General features: G+C 68.3%; 6 protein-coding genes. 4 read left to right on the top strand and 2 right to left on the bottom strand.

Annotated elements, in window-relative coordinates; all coding sequences use genetic code 11:
* On the top strand, positions 1 to 1,343 hold a 1,343-nt coding region (locus AOK01_RS27460), incomplete at its 5' end, for a M1 family metallopeptidase (protein WP_055516335.1).
* 72 nt (positions 1,344 to 1,415) lie between these two features.
* On the opposite strand, the gene AOK01_RS27465 is transcribed toward AOK01_RS27460, so the two are convergent.
* Positions 1,416 to 1,991, bottom strand: a complete 576-nt coding sequence (locus AOK01_RS27465; protein WP_055516337.1) for a TerD family protein — start codon at positions 1,989 to 1,991, stop codon at positions 1,416 to 1,418.
* A 287-nt stretch (positions 1,992 to 2,278) separates the two neighbouring features.
* Here AOK01_RS27465 and arfB point away from each other — a divergent pair, with 287 nt between their 5' ends.
* On the top strand, positions 2,279 to 2,710 hold the full coding sequence (gene arfB / locus AOK01_RS27470) for an alternative ribosome rescue aminoacyl-tRNA hydrolase ArfB (protein ID WP_055516339.1): 432 nt from the start codon (positions 2,279 to 2,281) through the stop codon (positions 2,708 to 2,710).
* A gap of 132 nt (positions 2,711 to 2,842) precedes the next feature.
* On the opposite strand, the gene AOK01_RS27475 is transcribed toward arfB, so the two are convergent.
* A complete protein-coding gene (locus AOK01_RS27475) occupies positions 2,843 to 3,418 on the bottom strand; it encodes a flavin reductase family protein (protein WP_079103798.1) in 576 nt (191 codons plus the stop codon).
* A 373-nt stretch (positions 3,419 to 3,791) separates the two neighbouring features.
* On the opposite strand from AOK01_RS27475, the gene cdgB reads away from it, so the two are divergent.
* Positions 3,792 to 5,492: a diguanylate cyclase CdgB gene (gene cdgB / locus AOK01_RS27480; RefSeq protein ID WP_055516343.1), complete on the top strand. Its 1,701-nt coding sequence runs from the start codon at positions 3,792 to 3,794 to the stop codon at positions 5,490 to 5,492.
* 118 nt (positions 5,493 to 5,610) lie between these two features.
* Positions 5,611 to 6,573 carry a carbohydrate-binding protein gene (locus tag AOK01_RS27485; protein ID WP_055516345.1) on the top strand — a complete coding sequence of 321 codons (963 nt, stop codon included), beginning with the start codon at positions 5,611 to 5,613 and terminating at the stop codon, positions 6,571 to 6,573.
* Positions 6,574 to 6,676: the final 103 nt, after the last annotated feature.

Below are 6,676 nucleotides of genomic sequence, written 5' to 3' on the forward strand. Positions count from 1 at the left end.
GTGTGCGGGGTGTGGTGGGGGGTGCCGGGGTGCGGGATCCGTACTTTCCGAAGTCGGGGAACGGCGGGTACGACGTCACGCATTACGGGCTCACGCTCGACTATCGGCCCGAGGCGCGTCGGCTGGTGGGGGAGGCGCGGATCGAGGCGCGGGCGGAGAAAGACCTCAGCGCGTTCAATGTGGATCTGAAAGGAATGAAGGTCGAGTCGGTCGAGGTGGCGGGGAAGCCTGCTCGGTTCAACCGCAGTGGTGATCATGAGCTGACCGTTCGTCCGCGTGATGACCTGGACAAGGGAGATGGTTTCGCCACGGTGGTTCGTTACTCCGGGGTGCCGGAGACCATCACCGATCCGGACGGTTCGGAGGAGGGCTGGCTGCCCACCGAGGACGGGGCCCTCGCCCTGGGTGAGCCCACCGGGTCGATGGCCTGGTTTCCCGGCAACCATCACCCGAGCGACAAGGCGGAGTACGACATCACGATCGCCGTGCCCGAGGGCCTGGAGGCCGTCTCCAACGGGGAACTCCGTGGGGAGAGGAGGGATCAGGGGCGGGCCGTCTTCGACTGGCATGTTTCGGAGCCGATGGCTTCCTACGTGGCGATGGTGGCCGTGGGGGAGTTCCAGATTCGTCGGTCGGAGGCTGGGCGGCTGCCTGTTTTCGTGGCCGTGGATCCCGATCAGGCAGCTGCGAGTGGGGAGGTGCTCGACCAGATCCCCGAGATCATGGAGTGGGCCGAGCGCACCTTCGGCCCGTACCCCTTCTCGTCCACGGGCGCGATCGTGGAGCGGGAAGACGACTCCGGGTATGCCCTGGAGACCCAGAACCGGCCCGTGTTTCCGGGTGCCCCCAGTGTCGAGCTCCTCGTCCACGAGCTGGTCCACCAGTGGTACGGGAACTCGGTCACCCCCGAGTCGTGGCGTGACATGTGGCTCAACGAGGGCTTCGCGACATACGCCGAGTGGCTGTGGGCGGAGGACCACGGCGGAGACTCGGTCCAGGACGTCTTCGACGCGTTGTACGAAGGCGACTACTACGACAGTAAAGAGGACGGCGACGCCGTCTGGGCCTTTCCGCCGGCCAGGCCGCCTGACGCCGCGCGGATCTCCGACAGCCCTGTGTACGAGCGGGGCGCCATGGTGCTGCACAAGATCCGTCAGGCGGTGGGCGACGAGGTGTTCTTCGACATCCTTCGGGGCTGGGCCGCCACCCGTCGTCATGGCAACGCCGACACGGACGACTTCACCGCCTACGTGGAGAAGATGGCGCCGCCGACGCCGGACGCGGACCTCAGGGGGATTTGGGAGGAGTGGCTTTACGGGGACGGGCGCCCCGACAGCCCTTAGTGTGCGACATCGAGGGGCCCCGGTCCGGCCGCAGCCGGGCCGGGGCCCCTCGATGTCCTGCGCGTTCGGAAATCAGACGCTTACGCCGAAGTCCTTGGCGATGCCCACGAGGCCGGACGCGTAGCCCTGGCCCACCGCGCGGAACTTCCACTCCGCGCCGCTGCGGTACAGCTCGCCGAAGACCATGGCCGTCTCCGTGGCCGCGTCCTCCGAGAGGTCGTAGCGGGCGATCTCGGCGCCACCGGCCTGGTTCAGGATCCGGATGTACGCGTTGCGGACCTGGCCGAAGTTCTGCGAGCGGGTTTCCGCGTCGTAGATCGAGACCGGGAAGACGATCTTGTCGAGGTCGGCCGGGAGGCCCGCGAGGTTGACGTTGATCGCCTCGTCGTCGCCCGCGCCCTCGCCCGTGCGGTTGTCGCCCGTGTGGACGATCGTCTGGTCCGGGGTCTGCTTGTTGTTGAAGAAGATGAAGTGGGCGTCCGAGTAGACCTTGCCCTCGGTGTTGACCGCGATGGCCGAGGCGTCCAGGTCGAAGTCGGTTCCCGTGGTGGTGCGGACGTCCCAGCCGAGGCCCACGGTGACGGCGGTCAGGCCCGGAGCCTCCTTGGTGAGCGAGACGTTGCCACCCTTGGACAGGCTTACAGCCATTGTTGGGAGTCCTTCCCTCGTTTTTTGTATGTACGGGTCGTGCGGTGTCGTCGTGCGGTGGTGCGTGGTGCGTGGTGCGCGTCGGGCTTCGTACGTGACGAAGCTACCGCCAACCCTAAGAACGCCGATGGGGGTCCCCAGGGTTCCGCTCCTCTTTACTTTCTTTACCTGAGGGTCGGAGGGGGTGGTCCGGGGCGCGCGAGGGCGGGCTCCGCGGGTGGGGCGTGTGCTGGTTCCGGAGCGAAAAGAGGGTGACGTGGACCGGACAGACAAGGGACCATGGGGACATGTCCGGTCCCTACGTCATCCGCGGCTCCGTCTCGCTGCCCGAGGCCGAGCTCATGTGGCGTTTCTCGCGCTCCTCCGGGCCCGGCGGCCAGCACGTCAACACGACCGACTCACAGGTCGAACTGCGCTTCGACCTCGCGAAGACGGAGTCGCTGCCGCCGGTGTGGAAGGAGCGCGCGCTCGTCAAGCTGGCTGATCGGTTGGTCGACGGCGTCGTCGCCGTGCGTGCCTCCGAGCACCGGTCCCAGTGGCGCAACCGCGAGACGGCGGCCGTCCGGCTCGCCTCACTGCTCGCCGAGGCCAGCGCCCCGCCGCCCAGGCCCCGCCGGGCCACCCGCATTCCGCGAGGGATCAACGAGCGCCGGCTCCGCGAGAAGAAGCAGCGGGGCGACACGAAGCGCGGACGCTCCGGACGCGGCGACTGGGGCTGACGCTGACGCTGAGGCTGAGGAATAGCGATTGCGGTGAAATTCCTTCAGCTTCGCTTTTTTCCCCGCTTTCCTCCCGGCTTTTCTTCCGGTGCCGGGAATTCGTCCCTTCCTCGGCGTGGGAGCGGACAGCCCTTAGCCCAGCTGTCGGTAGCGGCCCCGGAAATATGCGAGCGGGCCGGCCTCCGGGCCCGGCTGTGCGGACGTCAGGACCCGGCCGATCACCAGTGTGTGGTCGCCCGCCGTCACCCGTTGCTCGGTGCGGCATTCCAGAGTCGCCAGGGCGCCCTCCAGCAGCGGCGCCCCGGACACCGCCCCGCGGACGTACGGCACGTCCACGAAGAGGAGGCGGTCGGAGATGCGGTTCTTCATGGCGAAGCGGCTCGCGACGGAACTCTGTTTTTCCGAGAGGAACGAAACCGCCCACAGCGGTTGGTCGTCTAGCAGGTCGTCCATGCGGGAACCCTCGCGCAGACCGACGAGTACGAGAGGCGGGTCCAGGGATACGGACATGAAGGAGGTCGCCGTCATGCCGATGTCCTCGCCGCTCGGGCCGTCCGGGTCGGACTGCGGCTCGTGCGCGGTCATCAGGACCACGCCGGCCGCCAGGCGGGACATGGCGGCCCGGAACTCGTCGTTGCTCACCCCCACAGCATGCACGGATGGGGCGGGAGAGGTGGCAGTGGGAGTGGGACCAGGAGTGTTCAGCACGGGAAGACGTTATTCTCCGCCGACGTTCGACACATCGGACCAACGCCCGAACACGGTCCTAGGACCAGAGAGGGAGGCGGAGAGGGAGACGGTGGCTGAAGGGGAGGGGGAGTGTGTGACTCGGGTCTCTTTTGATGGGTTAATCAGGCGCGCGCACATGTTCCACAAATTTGCGTTCAGTAAACGCACCGCGAAAACGCAGAAACTCTACTCAATTGTTCATCTTCACCTGTGACTTGAGTCACAGGGGCCATAATTTGTTGACCCTGTGTACCGAGTGAGCAGCGCGCTGTGATTCAGTGGCGGGGAAGCTGGCAGGGAGTGGGCTGGGGAGACCCCTGGAGTTGCTGTCGAGGTCTCAAGGGGAGGTCGGATGGAGACCGAGTCGGAGCCGTACGTCCGCCTTGCGACCCTGCGGCAACTGCATCAGGTCATGGCGGACATGAACACCGCCCGCAGCCTGGCCGACACACTGCAGACCGTGGCCGACGGAGTCGTGAACGGACTCGGCTACGAGCTGGCCTGCGTCAACCTCGTCCGTCCCGACGGTGACCTCGTGGTCGCCGCCCTCGCCGGGAACTCGGCCGCCGAGGCGCTCATCACCGGCCGCGTGGGCTCCCGGCACTCTTGGGAGCGCCGGCTGAACATGGGCGAGGCGTGGGGCGACCTGCGGTTCATACCGCACACGGAAGGCTGGGTCCTCGACGACGACGACGTCCCGCAGTGGCACACCGACGGGCCCGAGCCGCGCTTCGAGGACGAGTGGCACCCCGCCGACCGGCTCTTCGCGCCCATGTACACCCCGGGTCCCCCGGGCGGTTCCGGCGGTGAACTGATCGGCGTCCTGTCCGTGGACCGTCCGCGCAACGGACGGCACCCCGGCGCGTGGGGCCGCGAGGCCCTGCAGATGTACGCGTTCCAGGCCGCCATAGCCATCAGCAACGCGCGGCTGCGGGCCAACATGCAGCGCGCGCTCGTCCGCCTGGAGCGGGAGCAACAGGCGCTGCGAGCCAGTGAGGAGAGCTTCCGGCAGGCCTTCGAGTACGCGCCCTCCGGCATGGCCGTCGCCGAGATGGGCGGCGACCAGCACGGCCGGATCCTGCGGACGAACGACGCGCTGTGCCGGCTGCTTGGCCGCCCCGCCTCCTCGATGCGCCGCTACTCGTTCTCCGACCTCGTCCATCCCGAGGACATCGGCACCCTGCTCAGGACCTCCGCCGAGGGCGGCCGGTCCGAGCTCAGGCTCTGTCGCCGCGACGGTACGTACGTGTGGGTGTCGCTGCGCAACAGCGTGGTCGCGGACGCCGCCGACGGGCCGCGCTTCCTGCTCACCCACGTCGAGGACATCGAGGAGCGCAAGCGCCGCGAGCTGCAGCTCGCCCACCGCGCCTCGCACGACTCGCTCACCGGACTGCCGAACTCCGCGGAGCTGCGCGCCCGCCTCTCCGCCCGGCTGTGCGCGCGTCCCACGGCGATGGAGCCCGGGGTGGTCGACACGATCGACGCGGCGTACGGGGAAGTGGTGGCCGCGCGCAACGCGAGCGCGTACGACGCGAACGTGACCCCGTACGACGTGAACGGGCACGGCTTCGACTACCGGTCGGCCTCGGACGCCTTCGGCGCGTACGACCACCATGTGCACACCGTCACGCCCGAGGGGGAGAAGGACGACGGCACGAAGGGCCTCGCGGTCCTCTTCTGCGACCTCGACGGCTTCAAGTCGATCAACGACAGGTTCGGGCACAACGCCGGGGACTTCGTGCTCGTCGAGGTGGCCCGACGGCTGAGCGCCGCCGTACGTGACGGGGACACGGTCGCCCGGCTCGGCGGCGACGAGTTCGTGGTGCTCGCCGACGGGCTCGGGCGGGCCGACGCGGAGGATCTCGCGGTGCGGCTGCGTAGCGAGATCATCCAGCCGATCAGGGTCGACGGCCGCGCCATGCGGGTCGGTGCCAGCTTCGGAATCGGGTGGGCACATTGCGGCATGTCGGCGGAAGAGGTCCTGCAGTCGGCCGACGAGCGGATGTACGTAGAGAAACGGTCTCGTCCCAAAGCGCACAGGCGTGCGGGCTGAACCGCAGGTCAGCGGTGTGATGCGATCTGAGTCACCCGTTTGGGGCAGTGGAAGCGGGTAGGCTCGCCTTTCGATCCCCTGTACCCCATCTGAACCGCACCCGCTAGGAGACCAAGGGATGACGCCCGGCAACAACGGCGCGAGCACGCCCGAGGACGACGACCCGTTCGGCTATCTGTACGAGGACGGGCAGGCCGCCGGAGCTCAGCCGCCGAGCGGCGGTGGCTACGGCTACCCCGGCTCGGTCAACCGGGTGCGTCCGGTCGGAGAGCGCCAGTACGGTCAGTCCGCCGGGCAGGCCGCGCCCACCGCGCAGTACGGTCAGGTGCCACAGCAGCAGGGCACGTACGGGCAGCCGACCGCGAACTATTCCGCGGCGCCCGAGAGCTTCTCCGGCGGCGCCCCCACCACGCATCAGCAGCAGCCCCACGGCAGGGGCGGCGGCGGGCGAGGCCGCGGGCCCAACACCAAGGGTCTGCTGATCGGCGCCGTCGCCGTCGTCGCGGCCGTGGTGATCGGTATCGGTATCGCGATGCTCGGGGACGACTCGGGCGACGACAAGGGCGGCGACGCGGCGGCCCCGACCACGTCGACCGGTACGAGTGCCGAGCCGAGCGAGTCGTCCAGCAAGCAGGCCGCGGATCCGGCGGATCTTCCCGAGATCGACGCGAAGGCCCTGAAGCTCGGTACCGGTGTGACGACCGCGTCGGAGGTCGAGGGCGCGAGCGCGGCGGGCGGCATCTATGTGACGGGTCTCAACCAGGTCGGCGCCGAGGTCACGTGGACCGTCAACGGCATCCCGAAGGCCGGCGCCTACACGGTCTTCACGAAGTACAGCGTCGCCGGTGACGACGCCAAGATGACGCTCACCGTGAACGGCAAGGAGTTCGGCAGCAAGCTGAACATGAGCAACTTCGCCGGCGCCAAGGAAAACGAGTGGGACAAGGGCTGGACGGAGACCTACGCCTACCCCACCCTCACCAAGGGCACCAACACGATCTCCATCTCCTGCCAACAGGGCGACGACTGCAACGTCCTCCTGGACCAACTCCGCCTGAAGGCGGGCCAGGTAAAGGACTGACCGCGTTTTTAGGGGCGCGGGTGTCTTTAGGGGCGCGGGGAACGGCGCAGTCTTTTGGCTTTTGTCTTTTAGGGGCGCGGGGAACTGCGCGACCGGCCCCCAC

The organism is Streptomyces aurantiacus, assembly GCF_001418335.1.
GTDB classification, from domain to species: Bacteria; Actinomycetota; Actinomycetes; order Streptomycetales; family Streptomycetaceae; genus Streptomyces; species Streptomyces aurantiacus.